13 protein-coding genes are annotated in these 16,788 nt (G+C 63.3%); 4 read left to right on the top strand and 9 right to left on the bottom strand.

Annotated elements, in window-relative coordinates:
• Positions 1-81: 81 nt before the first annotated feature.
• Positions 82-657 carry an HD domain-containing protein gene (locus KP004_RS10915; protein ID WP_216798578.1) on the bottom strand — a complete coding sequence of 192 codons (576 nt, stop codon included), beginning with the start codon at positions 655-657 and terminating at the stop codon, positions 82-84.
• Between the two features lie 194 nt (positions 658-851).
• On the opposite strand from KP004_RS10915, the gene KP004_RS10910 reads away from it, so the two are divergent.
• On the top strand, positions 852-2,255 hold the full coding sequence (locus KP004_RS10910; RefSeq protein WP_239026774.1) for a sigma-54-dependent transcriptional regulator: 1,404 nt from the start codon (positions 852-854) through the stop codon (positions 2,253-2,255).
• On the opposite strand, the gene gptM is transcribed toward KP004_RS10910, so the two are convergent.
• On the bottom strand, positions 2,249-3,586 hold the full coding sequence (gptM, locus tag KP004_RS10905; RefSeq protein WP_216798577.1) for a geopeptide radical SAM maturase: 1,338 nt from the start codon (positions 3,584-3,586) through the stop codon (positions 2,249-2,251). The genes KP004_RS10910 and gptM overlap by 7 nt on opposite strands.
• Positions 3,587-3,921: 335 nt before the next feature.
• Between gptM and KP004_RS10900 the strand changes: the two genes are divergently transcribed.
• Genes KP004_RS10900 through KP004_RS10890 form a run of 3 tightly spaced genes read left to right on the top strand, consistent with a single transcriptional unit; the run spans position 3,922 to position 8,226 of the window.
• Complete coding sequence (locus tag KP004_RS10900; RefSeq protein ID WP_239026773.1) at positions 3,922-5,748, top strand: TonB-dependent receptor plug domain-containing protein; 1,827 nt, start codon at positions 3,922-3,924, stop codon at positions 5,746-5,748.
• A complete protein-coding gene (locus KP004_RS10895) occupies positions 5,736-6,584 on the top strand; it encodes an ABC transporter substrate-binding protein (protein ID WP_216798576.1) in 849 nt (282 codons plus the stop codon). The genes KP004_RS10900 and KP004_RS10895 overlap by 13 nt, the downstream gene beginning before the upstream one ends.
• Position 6,585: 1 nt before the next feature.
• On the top strand, positions 6,586-8,226 hold the full coding sequence (locus KP004_RS10890) for a sensor histidine kinase (RefSeq protein ID WP_216798575.1): 1,641 nt from the start codon (positions 6,586-6,588) through the stop codon (positions 8,224-8,226).
• Here the strand turns inward: KP004_RS10890 and KP004_RS10885 are convergent.
• The 7 genes from KP004_RS10885 to KP004_RS10855 all read right to left on the bottom strand — a co-directional run bounded on the left by KP004_RS10885 (position 8,158) and on the right by KP004_RS10855 (position 16,583).
• Complete coding sequence (locus tag KP004_RS10885) at positions 8,158-8,457, bottom strand: hypothetical protein (protein WP_216798574.1); 300 nt, start codon at positions 8,455-8,457, stop codon at positions 8,158-8,160. The two genes, KP004_RS10890 and KP004_RS10885, sit on opposite strands and share 69 nt — an antisense overlap.
• 253 nt (positions 8,458-8,710) lie before the next feature.
• Positions 8,711-9,082, bottom strand: a complete 372-nt coding sequence (locus KP004_RS10880; RefSeq protein ID WP_216798573.1) for a response regulator — start codon at positions 9,080-9,082, stop codon at positions 8,711-8,713.
• Positions 9,083-9,101: 19 nt separating this feature from the next.
• The gene (gene cheB, locus KP004_RS10875) at positions 9,102-10,172 is read right to left on the bottom strand and encodes a chemotaxis-specific protein-glutamate methyltransferase CheB (RefSeq protein ID WP_216798572.1); all 1,071 of its coding nucleotides are present in this window, start codon (positions 10,170-10,172) and stop codon (positions 9,102-9,104) included.
• Positions 10,173-10,233: 61 nt separating this feature from the next.
• Positions 10,234-12,276, bottom strand: coding sequence for a hybrid sensor histidine kinase/response regulator (locus KP004_RS10870; RefSeq protein WP_216798571.1), 2,043 nt, complete (start codon positions 12,274-12,276; stop codon positions 10,234-10,236).
• Complete coding sequence (locus KP004_RS10865; RefSeq protein WP_216798570.1) at positions 12,277-14,013, bottom strand: methyl-accepting chemotaxis protein; 1,737 nt, start codon at positions 14,011-14,013, stop codon at positions 12,277-12,279.
• Positions 14,014-14,083: 70 nt separating this feature from the next.
• Entirely contained in the window at positions 14,084-14,620 is a 537-nt protein-coding gene (locus KP004_RS10860; protein ID WP_216798569.1) for a chemotaxis protein CheW, read from the bottom strand.
• A gap of 31 nt (positions 14,621-14,651) precedes the next feature.
• The gene (locus KP004_RS10855; RefSeq protein ID WP_216798568.1) at positions 14,652-16,583 is read right to left on the bottom strand and encodes a CheR family methyltransferase; all 1,932 of its coding nucleotides are present in this window, start codon (positions 16,581-16,583) and stop codon (positions 14,652-14,654) included.
• Between the last annotated feature and the right edge of the window lie 205 nt (positions 16,584-16,788).

The following is a 16,788-nucleotide window of genomic DNA, read 5'->3' as shown; positions in this document are numbered from 1 at the left end:
TGTGCCGTATGCTGGAAAATGCCCTGTGAGGCTGGGCGCTTACAGTATAGCACAGTTCGTTGGCCGCGAAGTGGCGGGGAACTAATTAGATGGGGCGGGTGCTTCGGCGCCGTCGAGGCTGAACTCCTTGAGCCAGCTCTCGAAGATGCGCACCTTCTCCTGTCCGAAGCGCAGCAGGTCGGATCGCACCTGGTCCGGGCTTTTTTCGAAGTCCAGTTCTCCCCCTTTCTTGGAATAGAAGAGATCGGCGAGGGCCACGATGCGCTCGCAGTCGGTGACCGGGGACATCTCCCGCAGCGGCAGGCGCAGCTTCTGCTCCGCTATGTCGCGTGCGGTGAGCCCGACCCCGATGTGGCGTTCGCAGACCAGGGCGTGATGCGGCAACCCCTCGGACTCCAGCATCTGCCGCCCGATCAGGCCGTGGCAGATGTAGGGGGACTTGCCGAAGCAGTTGAGCTTGGGGGCGTAGGTGCGGGCGACGCCGATGTCGTGCAGCAGGGCGGCCTCCTCGATGAAGCGCAGTTCCGCATCGCTTCTGCCGGCGCGTGTTGCTATGGCGAGTGCCTTATCGGCCACCTTGCGGCTGTGCCGGTAGACGATATCCAGTCCTTGCTCGTTGTCCGGGAAATATTTCTCAAGCAGTGCCCTTGGGTTCAAAATGCGCCTCCGCATAGGTGGTGGTCCGGCTCCAGGGATATAGAGTATGCCGATTCGCCCACTGATTGCAACCCCGTCGCTCGCGCCTTACCACCTCGAGCTGATCAGGTTGTGTCAAGAAAGAGTTGAATATCGGCACGCGACCGGATATGATGTGAATCCTTTAAATAGATACTTCTATGCCAGGTGGTGAGATGACAGTCAAAACGACCACACAACAACTCATGCTGCTCGTGGACGATGAGCCGGGTATCCTCACCGAGGTGTCGCTTTTGCTCGCATCGAGCGACATCCCGGGGGTGGCGACCATCTCGGACAGCCGCCGGGTGATGCCGTACGTGCGGGAGCACAAGGTGAGCGCGGTGATCCTGGACTGGGTGATGCCGAACGTGACCGGCGCCGAGATACTGCAGAGCCTCACCGTGGAACACTCGGAAATCCCGGTGATCGTCATGACCGCGATGGGGGACGTCGAGACGGCGGTGTCCTGCATGCGGCAGGGGGCCTTCGATTTTCTCACCAAGCCCGTCGATCCCAACCGCCTGGTGGCCAGCGCCAAGAAGGCGCTCCAGGTGAGTGAGCTCGGGAAGCAAAACCGCATGCTCAAGGACTATCTGCTGGCGGACACTCTGGGCAACCCCGATGCATTCGCGGGGATCATCACCACCTCGAAGAAGATGCGTGGCATCTTCCAGTACATTGAAGCGATCGCCGGCTCACGGCTCCCGGTCCTGATCACCGGTGAGACCGGCGTGGGCAAGGAACTGCTGGCGCGCGCGGTACACGACGTCTCCGGCGTCCCCGGCCCCTTCATCTCGCTCAACGCGGCCGGGCTGGACGACTTCATGTTCTCCGACACCCTCTTTGGTCACAAGAAGGGGGCCTTCACCGGCGCCGACAGCAAGCGCGACGGCCTGATCAGCGCCGCCGCCGGCGGTACCCTGTTCCTGGACGAGATCGGCGATCTGAACCTCGCCTCCCAGATCAAGCTGTTACGGCTTTTGCAGGAAAGGGAGTACTACCGGCTCGGTTCGGACCTGCTGCTCAAGAGCGACGCCCGCATCGTGGCCGCCTCGAACATGGACTTCGCCGCGCTGCGCGCCGCAGGGACCTTCCGAAACGACCTCTACTTCCGCCTGTGCGCCCATGAGTTCAGGGTCCCGCCGCTGCGGGAACGCCTGGAGGACATGGAGGCGCTGGTGGATTACTTCGCGCACCAGATCGCGGCACAGCAGGGGAAACCGGTTCCCAGGGTGCCGCACAACGTGATCGCGGCGCTGCAGCAGTGCAGGTTCCCCGGCAATGTGCGCGAGCTCTACAACATGGTGCACCACGCGGTCACCTGCAACGAGGGGGCGCCCCTGTCGGTCTCCGACTTTCCCGGGGTTGCCGCGGTACCGGTGCGGGCCACGCAGCCTGTCGATTGGGGCAACCCTTTGCTGTCCTTGTTCGGGAAGTTCCCGACTGTGGTCCAGGTAGAGGAATACATGATCGCGGAGGCCATGAAGATCACCAACGGCAACCAGACCCAGGCAGCGGAGTTGCTGGGGCTGACCCGGCCGACCTTGAACAAGAGGCTGAAGCAGGAACGTCAGTAGGGTGGAGTTGCCACCTGGAATGGTGCAGTGGGCGCGGCGGCCTTTTTCCTGGGGGCGAGGTAGGTGAGGTTCTGCAGCACGGTCTGTTCCAGGGTCGCGTCGTAGAATTTGCGCCTGCAGTCGACCTCGGTCAACGCCTTGCCCTGCAGCCTGCTGACGAAACGGCAGCCGCCGAAGCAAAGCGGTAGATAGCAGCACTCCAGGCAGGCTTCCACCTGCCAGTTTCCTATCCCGTGCGAACCCCGGTAATCCTTCAACCCCTCCGTCAAGCTCCCGATGCTCATCTCTTCCGAGCCCATGAAGGCCGGGCACTTGTAGAACTTCCCGGTGCAGTCGACCACCAGGTTGTCGACGAGTTCCACGATGCAGGCTGACGGCTTGAGCGTGGGGGCGCGGTACCCCCGGGCCAGGGCCGCTTCGCGCAGGAACGGGGCCGCCTCCATGAGCCACGGTGCCTCGGAGAGGGCGCAGCCGGTGTTGAAGTCCGAGCACCCCCCCGTGGAGACGACGGGCGTGAACATCATCACGGACAGCTTGTCCGGAGTGATGCCGTAAAGGGGGAGCTGGTCCAGCAGCCGCGGGAACTCCCGGTAGTTTTCCGGCCGGAAGTTCGCCCCCAGCTGGATGGAGATGAGGTCGCATACCTGCGCCAGGTTTGTTGCCACGATGTCGAAACTCCCGGCGCCGGAGGCGTAGGGGCGCTGGACGTCGTGGATCTCGCGGGGACCGTCCAGGGTGAACTTGGCCCCCTGCAACCCCAGGGGGAGCAGCTCCAGCGCCGTATCCCGGTCCAGCAGCGTTCCGTTGGTCACCAGGGTGAAGGCGTACTTCACACCGTGGCTCCGGGCCGCCTCCTGCAACGGCTGCGAGATGCGCCGGATCAGGTCCTGCGAAAGCAGCGGCTCACCGCCGTAGAAAGAGGCCGTGACGTCCCATCCCTGAGAGATCCTTTCCCGTACCAGCATCGCCACCAGCAGATCGGCGGTTTCCCCCGACATGTAGTGCCCGCAGCGGAACTCCCCTTCGAAACAGTAGCCGCAGTCGAGATTGCAGTCGAGGTTCAGCACCACCGACACCAAGAAGTGCCGGGTCTGGGCGTTGACGCGGGCGACCAGATCCCGCATCTGTTCTTTTTCCGCATCCGGGTCTTCCACCAGCATGCCGAGCCGCGTCAGCGCATCGCACCCCTCGACGGGGAATGCTCCCTGTTGCAGGGCCGCCAGCGTTTCGGCCGGGACTGCGGCGACTGAACCGCGCAGTGTTGAATAGAGGATGACGTGACCGGGACGGTCGGGGGAGGGAAAGATCTTTAGGTAGCGCGAAAGTTTCATGGGCGATTATACCTGCGTCTGGCCGTCTGCCAAATGAAGCGGTGTGTGGATGGCATGACAACAGTCTCGCCTTCTCACAGGGGAAGGCGAGACTGATCCGGGTCTATATGAGGCCGATGTAAAGGTACAAGTAGATACAGCAGCCGAACCCGTTTGCTTCCATCACGTTGTTGCCTTCGTCGAGAATTTCCACTGCCAGGTTTTCTTTTGCCATTGTGTTTTCCCCCCTCTTTGGTGTCGTGAAAACTTTGGACTTTTTTAACAAGCCGTGATACATTAGCATTAATTTATATGTTGTGCAACTTAAAATTTGTTTTTTTTTATTAGGAGGTGGTGTGAGTATTCGGTCTGCTGTTTTGTCAGTGGGAGCCGCCGTTAAGCCGATGGTGCTGACTGTGGCGCTCTGCCTGCTGACAGTGATGCCTGCAAGAAGCGACGACGATCTGAGCTCTGTTGAGCTGTTCAACGGCGCAGGCGGCGATCCGGTCTCGGCGAACCGGTCGCCTCGCCCGGCCTCACAGACAGCGGAAAACATCACGGTGGTCACGGCCGATGAAATCGTGGCGCTGAACGCCCATACCCTGCCTGACATCATCTACGCCGTAACCGGCATCCAGTTGGAGGTCATCAGCACTCCGGGCACGCTCACCAATATCGAGATTCAAGGCTCCGACTTCGACCATGTCCTGGTACTGATCGACAACGTGCCGCTCAACAGCCTTTCCGATAATTTCCCGGACCTAGCCTCAATACCAGCTCAAATCATCGATCGTATCGAGATCGTCAAAGGGGCGGCCTCCAGCGCCTGGGGGAGCGCCTTGGGCGGCGTCATCAACGTGATAACCAAGGTGCCGCAGCAAGACCGGCCCGCCGGCGGCACGCTGGCCGGCTCCTACGGGACCAGGCAGACCGTGGACGGACGCGTGGAGGCGACCGGTACCGTGGACCGACTGGGGTACTACCTGTTCGCGGGAAATCTGCACTCCGACGGCCTGCGCCCCAACAACCAGGTCGATCTCGGGAACCTGTACGGCAAACTGCAGTACGAACTCCCCGTGCGTGGGACAGTCACCCTGACCACCCTCTACACCACCAGAGAGTCGGGGGTTTTGGCCGTTCCTTATGCCGATATCAACGATCAAAAGCATGAACTGATAGCGTCGGCCGCCCTGCTGTTGCCGCTGGATAACCGCCTTTCCCTGGACGCTGCGGTGCGGACTCGCCAGAGCACCATGGAGATGTTCACGATCAGTGCGCCCGGTGGCGTTACCTTGCAGAGCACCCGTGAAAACGACAACAGCATCGGGGGAAGTCTCAAAGCTTCGTGGCTGGGCGAGTGGCAGCTGGTTGTGGCGGGCGTAGACTACGACCACGTGAAGGTGAGCCTGCGCGGCGGGCGGATCGCCGGTGAAGAGGCGAAGACCGCCGACCGTGCCGGCATCTACCTCAACGACACCTTCACCGTCGGCAACTTCGCCATTACCCCGAGTGCCCGCTACGACTGGACCGGCTTCGGGGGAGACCGCTTCAGCCCGAGCTTCGGCATCACCTACGCCCTGAGCGAGAACAGTCTTCTTCGCGGTTATACCGCGAGGGGGTACAGTCTCACTTCCCTGAACCGCGCCGAGTCAACCGAGAAGGTGTGGACGTCCCAGCTGGGATTCGAGTCGGGGGATGTCCCCTCCCTCTGGCTCAAGGCGACTCTCTTCAGAAACGACACCTGGGACGTCATCAGCAACGACTTGGGCCGGCTGGCCAAGACGCGGCAGTTAAAGCATGGCGGCGAATTCGAACTGCGCACCGTTCCCGTCTTCAATACCTCACTTTCTACAGGGTATACCTACATACACACCGAAGGGGGTGACGGTCAGATGTTCCAGTCCGTACCCAAACACACCCTCAAGCTCGGGCTGCGCTACCGGGATCCATCCCGACTGCAGGCACAACTGATCGGCAACTACATCGACTGGAACGCCACCGGCTCCAGCAACAGGGGGGTGCTCTGGGACCTGCACGTGAGCAAGACCTTCGAGTACGCTGAGTACACCTCCTTCGAGGTGTTCGGCTCGCTCAGGAACATCTTCGCCGGTCAGCAGTACGTCACCGATATGTACACGAACACCGGACGTTGGGCGGAAGTGGGGGTGAGATGTCACTTCTAAGGCTGCTGGTCTTGGTGTTCTTCACGCTGATACCGACCCTCGCCCTGGCCTACGACGTCCTGCTGCTCCAGTCCATGCACGACAAGGGGTACGACGAGGCGGTGCGCGGTTTCAAGCGCGACTACCGCGGCTCGGTGCGACGCATCGTGCTCACCGATTACGCCGACTTCGACCTCACGCGCATTACCCGCGAGGAACATCCCAAACTGATAGTGGCCGTGGGGGACCGGGCCCTGGAGGTGGCGCAAAAGCAGCACGCAACGCCCGTGGTCTACATGATGGCCCTGAACGCCAAGCCGCGCAGGCCGGCAAGCGGCGTCAGCATGCTGCTCGACCCGGCACGGTATCTCTCGGTGCTGGAGGAGTTGGGATGCGAACGGGTGGGGGTGCTGTACGATCCGGCCCGAAGCGGCGCCTATGTGAAACGTGCCCTCGCCCTGGCCGGTCGCAGCCGGATCCGGCTGGTGCTGCGCGAGGTGCACGCCCCCAAGGAGACGCCGGCCATGATTGCCTCGCTCAAGGGGAAGGTGGACGCGCTGTGGATGCTTCCCGACACGACGGCGGTCTCCCCTGGCTCCACCGAGGCGTACTTCCTCTTTTCCCAGGCTGAACGGGTGCCGGTGGTGACTTTTGCCGAGGTCTATCTCTCCATGGGAGGAGCGGTCGCTTTGATCATCGACCGTTACGACATAGGAAGGCAGTTGGCCGAGCTGGCTCAGAACGTGCTGGATGGGAACCAGCAGGATGAGGGGGGTGAGCCTCCCCGACGTGCGGTCACCAGGACCAACGAAGGCGTGGTACGCCAGTTGAGACTGAACAGTTTGGCGGGGCGCTGATATGAGAAGAAGAAAACTGCGCCTCCCCCCCTATGCCAAGAGCTTCCGGTTCCGGCTCTACCTGATCTTCACCGGCACCATCGCGCTTTTGACCGCCGCCTTCGTCACCTTCTATGTGGCCACCGAGCTGAACGCCTACCGCTCCAACCTGGAACGGGAAGGGAAGCTGCTGGCGACGGTCCTGGCGCAGAATGCGCGGCTTCCCCTTTTCGCCGAAAACAGCCAGGCCCTCGCCGTCCTGGCCGAAGGAACCGCGCGCTACCCCTCGGTGCTGTCGGTCGCCATCGTGGACCGGGAGGGGAGGCTGCATGCCCAGCAGGTGAAGTCCCAGCAGGTCCCGGGTGAGCTGATCGACATGCGGGTGCCCATCAGCTCTCCCAGCGGGGTGCTCTCCCCGGAATCGGCCCTGCTCGGACAGCCCCAGGGGAACGAGCAGCGGGTCATCGGCGAGGTGCGCCTGAAACTGGACACCTCCGGGGCCCGGCAACGGCTGGTCACCCTGGTGGCCGCCTCCCTGGCCATCGGCACCCTGTTCTGGATCGTGGTGTCCCTGCTTTGCTACCAGATCCTGAAACGGGTCACCAACTCCTTCAACCTGCTCCTCGGTGGCATCGAGGAGATAGGCAACGGCACGCTTTCCGCGCGGGTGGACCTCGACGGCGACGACGAACTGGGACGGGCCGCCAACGCCATCAATGCCATGGCGGCCTCGCTGGAGCTGCGCGAACTGGAAAACCAGGCGCTGCAGGACGAACTGCTCCGGGCCATGCGGCTGGAGGTGCAGGAGGAGAAGAAGCGCGTCATGGCGCGCCTGATCCAGACCAACAAGATGACCTCGCTTGGGCTGCTCCTTTCCTCGATGGCCCACGAGATCAACAACCCCAACGCCTCCATCCGTTTCTCCGGCCATATGATCGGAAAGATGCTCGTCGACGCGCTACCGCTTCTGGACGGGGTATGGCACGAGGAGGGGGAATTTTATCTCGGGGGGGTGCCGTACCAGAAGGCGCGGCAGGTTCTTACCGAGAACGCCAGCAAGATCGTGGAGAACTCGGAGCGCATCGGCCAGGTGGTGCAAGGATTGCGGGATTACGGGGTAGGGGGAGGAGAGGGGCTGCGTCAGCGGTTGGAGATCAACGCCGCCGTCTCGGCGGCCCTTTCCGTGCTCGCTTGCCAGATGAAACGCGACGTGCAGCTGCACACTTCCCTCGGGACGGCGATACCGGCGGTCGCCGGCAGCCAGCAACAGATCGAACAGGTGCTCATCAACCTGATACTCAACGCCATGCAGTCCTTTGGCGGCGGGCACGGCGAGGTCGAGCTCAGTACCCGCCACGATGCCGCCAGGGGCGAGGTCGTGGTCGAGGTGCGCGACAACGGGGCCGGCATCGCTGCCGAGACCATGGAGCGGCTCTTCGAACCTTTCTATTCCACCAAGCTCGAGCTGGGCGGCAGCGGGCTGGGCCTGTACATCTCGCAGTTCATCGTGTCCGAACACGGCGGCCGGCTGCAGCTCTCTTCCACGGTCGGGAAGGGAACGGTGGCCACCGTTGCACTTCCGGTCGCCGCCTCGTCAGTGGTGGGCGTGCTCCCCGCCCAGTACGGTCAGCATGCCGCCGATCCGCTCCATGAGGTCGGTTAGCGCGTCACCCTGGGACCCCTCGCCGCAGATCCTGCGCATCTGGTTCAACAACCCTTCAAAAACGTCTTCCCCGCAGGCCCCCGTGACCATGTCGTTGGTGAGCCGGTCGTTCAAAAGCAGCCGTTTCATCTGGATGAGCTGTATCTCGACGCGCAGCTTCTTGATGGTGGGCAGGTCGCTTTGCTTGAGCAGTTGGAGGCACTGGTTGATGATGCTGTACTGGTGATCCATGTCTTTCTCCCCATCGCAATGACATTGAAAATACATGATGTATTTCCAATATCCGTGCCAAGTATGTCGCGGAGAAGTCATCGGAAAACAGTGGGTTACGGCGCTCCTGGTTTCGGGGTGCGGGGGGGCGAGGTGTTCGTTTTTTTACACCTTGGTGTTGCCTTGCGGTGAAATGTCGGTAGAACGGCTGTTTAGCCGGGCGCTGTAAAAAAGAGAACTGTTCGTTTTTTTACACTCTGCCCGGCCCGCCGGCTCATCGGCCCAGCGCCGAGCTCACCGCCTTCATGATCTGCTCCGGGGTGAACGGCTTCAGGATGTAGCCGTCCGCCTTGGCTTCGTTCACGAGCTCGCGCATCTCGACTTCGCTCTTGGAGGAGAGGAGCAGGATCGGGATGTCCCGGCTCACCTCGTTTTCCTTCAGAAGCTTCGCCTTCTTGTTGCCGTCCAGCATGGGCATCATGATGTCCATGATAATCAGGTCGGGTTTGTCCTTGGAGAAGATGAAGCGGTTGGCCTCTATGCCGTTGGTGGCGGTTACCACCTGGTATCCGGCCTGGTCAAGGGCGTCCTTGGCCATGGCAAGTACCAGTTCGCTGTCGTCGATGATGAGGATCTTTTTTTTCAAGGCGCGTCTCCTTTGTGGGTCAGTTGTGCGGTGCGAAAACGCCGCTTGCAGGTTCGGGGCGCTCCGCCACGAACAGTTTATCCAATGCCGCCGGAATGAGGTCCAGGGGGACCACCTGGTCGGCCGCGTCCAGGGTGATCGCGGCCTTGGGCATGCCGAAGACTGCGCAGGACGGCTCGTCCTGGACGATGGTGGTGCCGCCGGCCTCCTTGATGCGCAGCATGCCCTGGGCGCCGTCGCGCCCCATGCCGGTCAGCAGCACGGCCACCACCTGATCGCAGCGCTGCCGGGCCAGCGACTCGAAAAAAATGTCGATGGAGGGGCGGCAGCAGTTGACCGGCGGGGCGTCGTTGAGCCGGATCAACCCTTCGACAACGGTCATGTGCCTGCCGTCGGGCGCTATCAGGGCCTCGCCGGGGCGGTAGGGGACCCCGTCACCCGCCAGCCGCACCGGCAGGGCGCATTCCCGGTCCAGCCAGGTGGCGAACCCCGCGGCAAATCCCTGCGCTATGTGCTGCACCACGAAGACCGCGCCGGGGAAATCAGCCGGCAGGGACTTCAAAAGCCGCATCACCGCCTTGGGGCCGCCGGTAGAGGCGCCGATGGCGAGGATGTTGTGCCCTGGGCCGCCGGGGAGCGTCCCCAGCGGTTCGCCGATGCGCAGCTTGCGACGGGGGTGCCTGATCACCCGGATCTTGGCGAGGAACAGGACCTTTTCCCGCAGGGTGGCGGCGAACCCCTCCAGCGCGCCGTTGTCGTCCAGGGTCGGCTTCTCCATCACGTCCAGCGCGCCCCTCTTGATGGCGATGAAGGCGCGGTCCACCTCGCTCGCCTCCACCGCCGCGGAGAGGACCAGCACCGGGGTGGGGCAAAGGGCCATGATCTCCTCGATGGCGTCCAGGCCGTCCAGCACCGGCATGAGGAGGTCCATGATCACCAGGTCGGGCTTGAGCGCCAGGGCCAGGTCGACGGCCTGCCTGCCGTCGCAAGCCTCGCCGACCACGCGGATATCGTCTCTTGCTTGCAGCATGTCCTTCAGCAACTGGCGTGCGAGGAGGGAGTCGTCGGCCAGCAGAACCCTCGTGGTCATAAAACGTATCCTTCCTTGGCGCGGCCATCACGCGCGCATCAAGCCGTTATCTGGCAGCTACTCATCCGATCAGCATCTGAACCGTTTCCAGCAGCAGCCCCTGGTCGAAGGCCCCCTTGACGATGTAGGCCTGGGCGCCCGCCTGCAGTGCCTGGCGCTTGTCCTCGTCACGCGACAGCGAGGAAACGATGATGATCGGCGTTTCCCGGTACTGCTCGGAGGCCCTGAGCGCCCTGGTCAGCTCGAAGCCGTTGATCCCCGGCATCTCGACGTCCGAGATGACCAGGTCGAAACGCTCCTCGGCGCTTTTCTCGAGTGCGTCTTCCCCGGAGACGGCGGTTACCACCGCGTACCCCTGGCTGACCAGGATGCTCTGCTCCATGGTGCGGGTGGTGATGGAGTCGTCCACCACCAGCACCTTGAGGCGGCGCTGGGCCGCCTGTACCTCTTCGGCCGACAGCGGGGTGCGCTGCACGCCGCGCCCGGACTCGAACAGGTCCGGGACGTTCAGGATCAGGGCGGGGTTGCCGTCCCCGAGGATGGTGGCGCCGAACAGGAACCGGACGTTTCGGAACTGCTTCCCCAGTCCCTTGACCACCACCTCGCTGTAGCCCAGGTGGGCCTCGACGACGCAGGCGATGCGCTGGTCGCAGTGCTTGAGCACCACGGCCGACAGCGGCAGGTCGCCGGTCTCGCGGCGTGCGGATAGCCCCAGCATGCCGGACAGGCTGTACAGCGGCGTGGTCGCGCCGCGCACCTTGATCACCTCGCCGCTGCCCAGCGTGTCGATTTCGCTGGCGCGCACCTTGACGATCTCCTGCAGGTAGGTGGTGGGGATGGCGAAGGTCTCGCCGCCGCAGGCGACGATGAGCGCATCGAGCACCGAGAGGGTGAGCGGCAGCTGCAGGGTGACCTGGGTGAAGCTGCCGAACTCGCTGGCCAGGGTCACGCCCCCCTTGACCCGCTCGATGTTCTTCTTCACCACGTCCATGCCCACCCCGCGCCCGGAGACGTCGGTGACGATCTCGGCGGTGGAGAAGCCGGGACGGAAGGTCAGGTAGAGGGCCTCCTCGTCGGAAAGCCCGTCCGCCTCGCGGTGATCGATCACCCCCCGCGACACCGCGGCCGCCTTGATGCCGGCGGGGTTCATGCCGCGTCCGTCGTCGCGCACCTCGACCAGGACCGAGTTCCCCTGGTGGCGGGCCGAAAGGAGCACCGTGCCGCGCCGGGGTTTCCCGGCGGCGGCGCGCACCTCGGGGCTTTCGATGCCGTGGCTGAGGGCGTTGGTCAAAAGGTGGATCAGGATCGGTTTGAGCCCCTCCAGGAGCACGCGGTCCATCTCGATGGCCTGCCCTACGATCTGGAACTGCACCTCGCGCCCCAACTGCTGGGCCAGGTCCCGAACCAGGCGCTCCAGCCCGTCGGAGATGGTGCGCAAGGGGAGCATGCGCAGCCCCATCGCCTTGCCGTGCAGCTCCTGGATCAGGTAGTCGAGGTAGAGGACGTCCTCCTCCAGATCGCCCCGGAACTCGGCGAGCGGGGCGGCGTGCTCGGCGGGGAGCGCGTAGGTCACCTCTTTGAGGCGGTCCAGTTTCGACTCCAGGCGCTTCTTGTTGATGATGAGCTCCCCGACCAGGTTCACCAGCTGGTCCAGGGTCTTCACGTCCGCCCGCACCGTATCCGAGATCGCCTCGGGCTGGGCCTCCCTGGGCTCCGGGGTGAGGTGCTGCCCCAGCTCGCCCCGGTCGTATTCCGCGACGAAGCGCTCCACGTCCAGCTCCGGCGCCTCCCCGCGCATCAGGGCGGAGGTGATCAGTGCCACCGCGTCGGCGCCGCGCAGCAAGAGGTCGATGGCCTGCGCGTCCACCTTGCGCTCGCCGCGCTCCATACCCTTTAACTGCTCCTCCATGGTATGGGTGATGGCGCTGATGTCGGCAAGCCCCACCATGCGCGCCGACCCCTTCAGGGTGTGGGCGTTTCTCAGCAGCTCGTGCAGCAGGTCGGTCCGGGCGGGGTTCTTCTCCAGCACCAGGAGGCCGCTTTGCAGCGAGGCCAGATGTTCCTCCGCCTCCCGGCAGAAGATCTCCAGGTAACGGTTCGCCATCTAGGCCTCTTCCTCGGTGATCTCCTTCAGGCGCTCGGCAAGCTCGAGGATCTCGGCAATCGCCTTCTCGGTCTCGTGGGCCGACAGCGCCACCTGCTGCGCCACGTCGCGCACCTCGGACATGGTCTCCGCCATCTGCTCGCACGCCGAGGTCTGCTGCTGGGTGGAGAGGGTGATCTCCTTGGCGGTGCGGGCGGTCTCGTGGGCGGTGGACATGATCGACGCGAAGGAGAACTGCACCTTGTCCACCAGCTGGGAGGCCGCGTCGACCGCCTTGGTCCCTTCCTCGGTGACCATGATGGTGTTGTTGGTGGCGCGTTGGATCTCGCCGATGAGCCCCTTGATCTGGCGGGTAGCGTCCACGGTCCGGTCGGCCAGGCGCTTCACCTCCTGGGCCACGATGGCGAAACGCTTGCCCGCCTCGCCCGCACCCGCCGCCTCGATGGCGGCGTTGAGCGCGAGGAGGTTGGTCTGGTCGCTGATCTCGTCGATGATCTCCACGATGCCGCCGATCTTCTGGCTGTTGTCGCCAAGCTCCAGCATGCTTTTCGCGATGCTCTGCACCTGGCTTCTCACCTGTCCCATCCCCTCGATGGCGTTGGTGACGTCTTCGCGGCCGTTGTTGCAGTTCCTGGTGGTGTCCTCGGCGACCGCCTCGACGCTCTTGGAGTTGCCGGTGATCATCTTCGCGGTGATGGCGATCTCCTCGCTGGTGGTGGTCACCTCCTGGACCGCGCTTGCCTGCTGCGTCGAGCCCGACGCCTGCTGGGCGCTGATGGCCATCATCTCGTTGGCGGCGCTGGAAAGCTGGATCACCGCCTCCTTCACCGACGCGATCAGGCGGCCCGAGCGCCCGATCTCGTCTTTGAGGTCCCTCACGATCACGGTGGTCATCACGTTGAAGGCCTCGGCCAGTTCGCCGATCTCGTCGTTACTCTCGACGGGGATGGTCTCGTCCAGATCGCCCCCCGTGATCTTGTGCGCCTTCTCGGTCAGCTTGCGTAACGGCTGCACCGCGCGGCTTACGACCACCAGGATGGTGATGCTGGCAACCAGCAGCATGACCGCCATGCTCCCGACGATCTGGTTCCTGAGCTCGGCCCCCTTCTGCTCGGTCTTCACCATGGAGAAGCCGATCCGGAAGGAGCCCCAGTGTTTCCCCTTCACGTAGACCGGGGCGGAGAGGTCCCACATGGTCTCGCCGGTGTCGCGCTGGTAGACCTGCTTCAGCATCGGCTCCACGTTCTTCGCCGCCGCGAGCCCCACCGGGTCGTTGAACATCCGCTTGGTGCGGTTGTTGAGCTTGTCCTTTTCCCGGTCGCCGGTAAGGGGGACGGAATACTTGGAGTTGTGGGTCGGGATATAGCCGTTTTTATCGGTGAGGACCGCGAACACGATCTGGTCGTCCTTCAGGAACTCATCCTCGAGCGCCTGCACCGCCTGGTCGGTGAACCGGTCGAACTGGGTGTGGAACTTCTGCGGCTCCGTGTTCGGGATCGGGACGTAGTGCTCGTCGAAGAGCTGTTCCTGAGTCAGGGTGCCGTTGGCCACTGCCTCCTCGAGGATGCGCTCCATCGACCGGGCACCGGTCTGCGCAAGGATGCGCCCCTTGGAGAGGAGTTCCTCCTCCATGTTGGCCCGGCGCGAGCGGACGAAGTAGACCGAGAAGGCGGTCATGATGACCACCATGACCATGATCAGGACGCTGACGATCTTTACCGATAGCTTGTTGGACATGTCGAAAACCCCAGTATCTAGTTTATGTTCTGAGCCTTAGCAATCTTTATGGCAGCCCGTCCGTACCGGCTCAGGCCTCGCCCGCCAGCAGTTCCGGATCCGCGAGCAGCGCCTCCACGTCGAGCAGGATGACGTTGCCGTCCTCGAGGTTGAAGTGTCCGCGGACGAAGTCCGCCTTGGTCCCGGACCCGGAAGTGAAGGGCTCGAAATTCTCGAAACAGAGCCCCTGGACGCCGTGCGCCGCCTCGGCGAGGATCCCCGTGGTGAAGTTGTCGCCGCGCACCACCAGGATCCTTCCCGTCGCCCCGATCTCGGGCTGGGGGAGCCCCAGCATGGGCCGGATGTCGATGGCGGCGGTTATCTCGCCGCGCAGGTTGAAGATCCCCTTGATCAGGCTCTGCACCGCCGGTACCCGCACGAGCTTGGGGACCCGGATCACCTCGCAGGCGTAGTGGGTCTCGAAGGCGTAGCGTTTACCCCCCAGCGTGAAGACCAGGCATTCCACCGTCTCCTTCGCCTCGGTTTCCTCCTCGGCAAGCGCCTGCCAGTATTCCTCGCGCATCTGGCTGAGGATGGTGCGGATGTCGTAGCTGTTGTCGTCTCCCATCTAATACCTCTCGTAGCGGCGGTGGGTCCGGCTAGGTTACCCGTGCCAGCGTATTCTGCAGCTGCAGCATGCACACCGCCCTGGTGAGCCCCCCGGAGAAGGGGATGGTCTCTTCCTCGCCGCAGCGCGACAGGATCTTGATGCTGTTCCTGATCTCACGCGTCCCCTCGGCGAGTCGTCCCTGGCGCAGGTGCAGCCGCCCCATGTGGAAGCGCGGCATGATGAAGTCGTGGTCCAAAAGGAGCGCCTTGCGGTACTCCCGGGCCGCCTCGTCGAGCCGGTCCGCCGCATCCAGAAGCACCCCCTTGAGGAAGTAGGCCTCCGGGAGGAGGTCGTTCAGGGCGAGCACCCGCTCGCTGGTCGTCAGCGCCTGCTCCAGTGCACCTTTCCCCGCCAGGATGAAACCCTTCAGGACCAAGGCTTCCGGCAGGTCGGGGCGACGCCGCAGCACCAGTTCCAGAAGCTCCAGGGCCGGGTCGAACTCCTCGCGATCAAAAAGCTCGCGTGCCGCCTGCAGCAGCTGCGCGTCGTCCTGCGCCGCGGCGACCGGCCGCGATGGCTCAGGCGGCTGCGACCGATCCGACCGCTCCGATGGCTGGGGCGGGGTCTGGGTCGGCGTAGGATTCGCCTCTCCCTGCCACGGTTTCTGCTCGTTGAGCCATGCCGTTGCCAGCCGGATCTGCTCTGCGGTCAGGCCGCTGTAGGGATCCGCCTCGGCCGGCGGTGCCAAGGGGAGGGGCGTGATGACGCCGGGCTCGGCGGCAGAGGCGCTTTTCACGTAGTAAAAACTGCGCTCCCTGCGTCTGAGTTCCAGGTCCAGGCCGCGCTGCAGCAGCGTTTCGGAGTGCCCGAGAAAGAGCAGGCCCGAAGGCTTCAGCGCCCGGGTGAACCGCTGCAGCATTCCGCAGGCGGTCTCCGGCGTGAAATAGATAAGGACGTTGCGGCAGAAGATGGCATCGAGGTTCTGCAGCTCGTCGCAGACCGGTTCACGGCAGGGGATCGACAGGTTCAGGTGCGAGAACTGCACCAGCTGCTTGACCTCGTCCCGGATCAGGAAACTCTCTCCGACCCGCCTGAAATAGCGCTGGGACTGCTCGGGAGTGGTGATCCGCATCGACCACGGGGAGTAGACCCCGTCGCGCGCCCTTTTCAGGGAGCGGTTGTTGATGTCGGTGGCGATGATCCTGATGTCCCGCTGCCGCCAGTCGGGGAGCGCTTCCATGAGCGCCATCGCGATGGAATAGGGCTCCTCCCCGGTGGAGCACCCCGCCGACCAGATCCGGATGGGAGCGGTGGAGATGGCGTGCTCGGCAAAACGCTCTTTGAGCACCTCGAAGTGGGCGGGGTAGCGGTAGAAATAGGTCTCGCCGACGGTCAGAAACTGCAGCAGTTTCTGGAGCTCGTGGCGGTCCTCGCCGTGCTCTTTGAGGTACTGGAAGTACTCCTTGAAGTCGGTCAGGCGCAGCGCCGACATCCGTTTGAGCAACCCCCTGGTCAGGGCCGGCCGGTTGCGCTGGTCGAAATGAAGGCCGCTGCGGGAGAGGATGTGCCGGGAAAAGACGGCGGCCAAACGCGGTTCGAGCTCCTGGTCCTGGGACGGGAGAGATTTCCTGAGCGCCACCGCCGCGACGTCCTCCAAAAGACGCTTCACGTCCAGTGGCTTGCCGATGAAGTCGAAGACCTGCAACAGTTCCGCCTCGAGCCGCAGACATTCGGAGATGACGATGACGGGGACCGACCGCGGTCCTTCCGGCGTCTGCACCCTGTGTTCTATGGCGAGGGGGGCGATCTTGGAGGCTTCCAGCGCGAGGATGATCAGATCCGGCTTCTGCCTCCTGATGGCGGGAAAGGCCTCCTTTTCCTGCGCGACGGAACGGGTGGCGTGTCCGGCATCCTGCAGCAGTTCACCAAGGTAGGTGGTGAAGGACTCGTTGTCGCTTATGATGAGGATTTGCAGTGGCAAGTGGCTGTTCCCTTCCTGCGTATCTTGGTAACAGGCTCGAAGCAAGAGCAGTGGCGGTAAGTCCTGTGTACGTCAAAATAAAACGATCTGGTAAAAGGTAATCAGCCGAAATCAGGCCAATACTATGAGTTTGCCGTCCGGAGGTCAACTAAAATTAATTTCATCGATAGAATGTCGTTCTGATGTTTTGTTTTCCCCAGATTTT

This window comes from Geomonas oryzisoli, assembly GCF_018986915.1.
Taxonomy (GTDB): domain Bacteria; phylum Desulfobacterota; class Desulfuromonadia; order Geobacterales; family Geobacteraceae; genus Geomonas; species Geomonas oryzisoli.
This window is presented reverse-complemented; position numbering and strand designations above follow the sequence as displayed.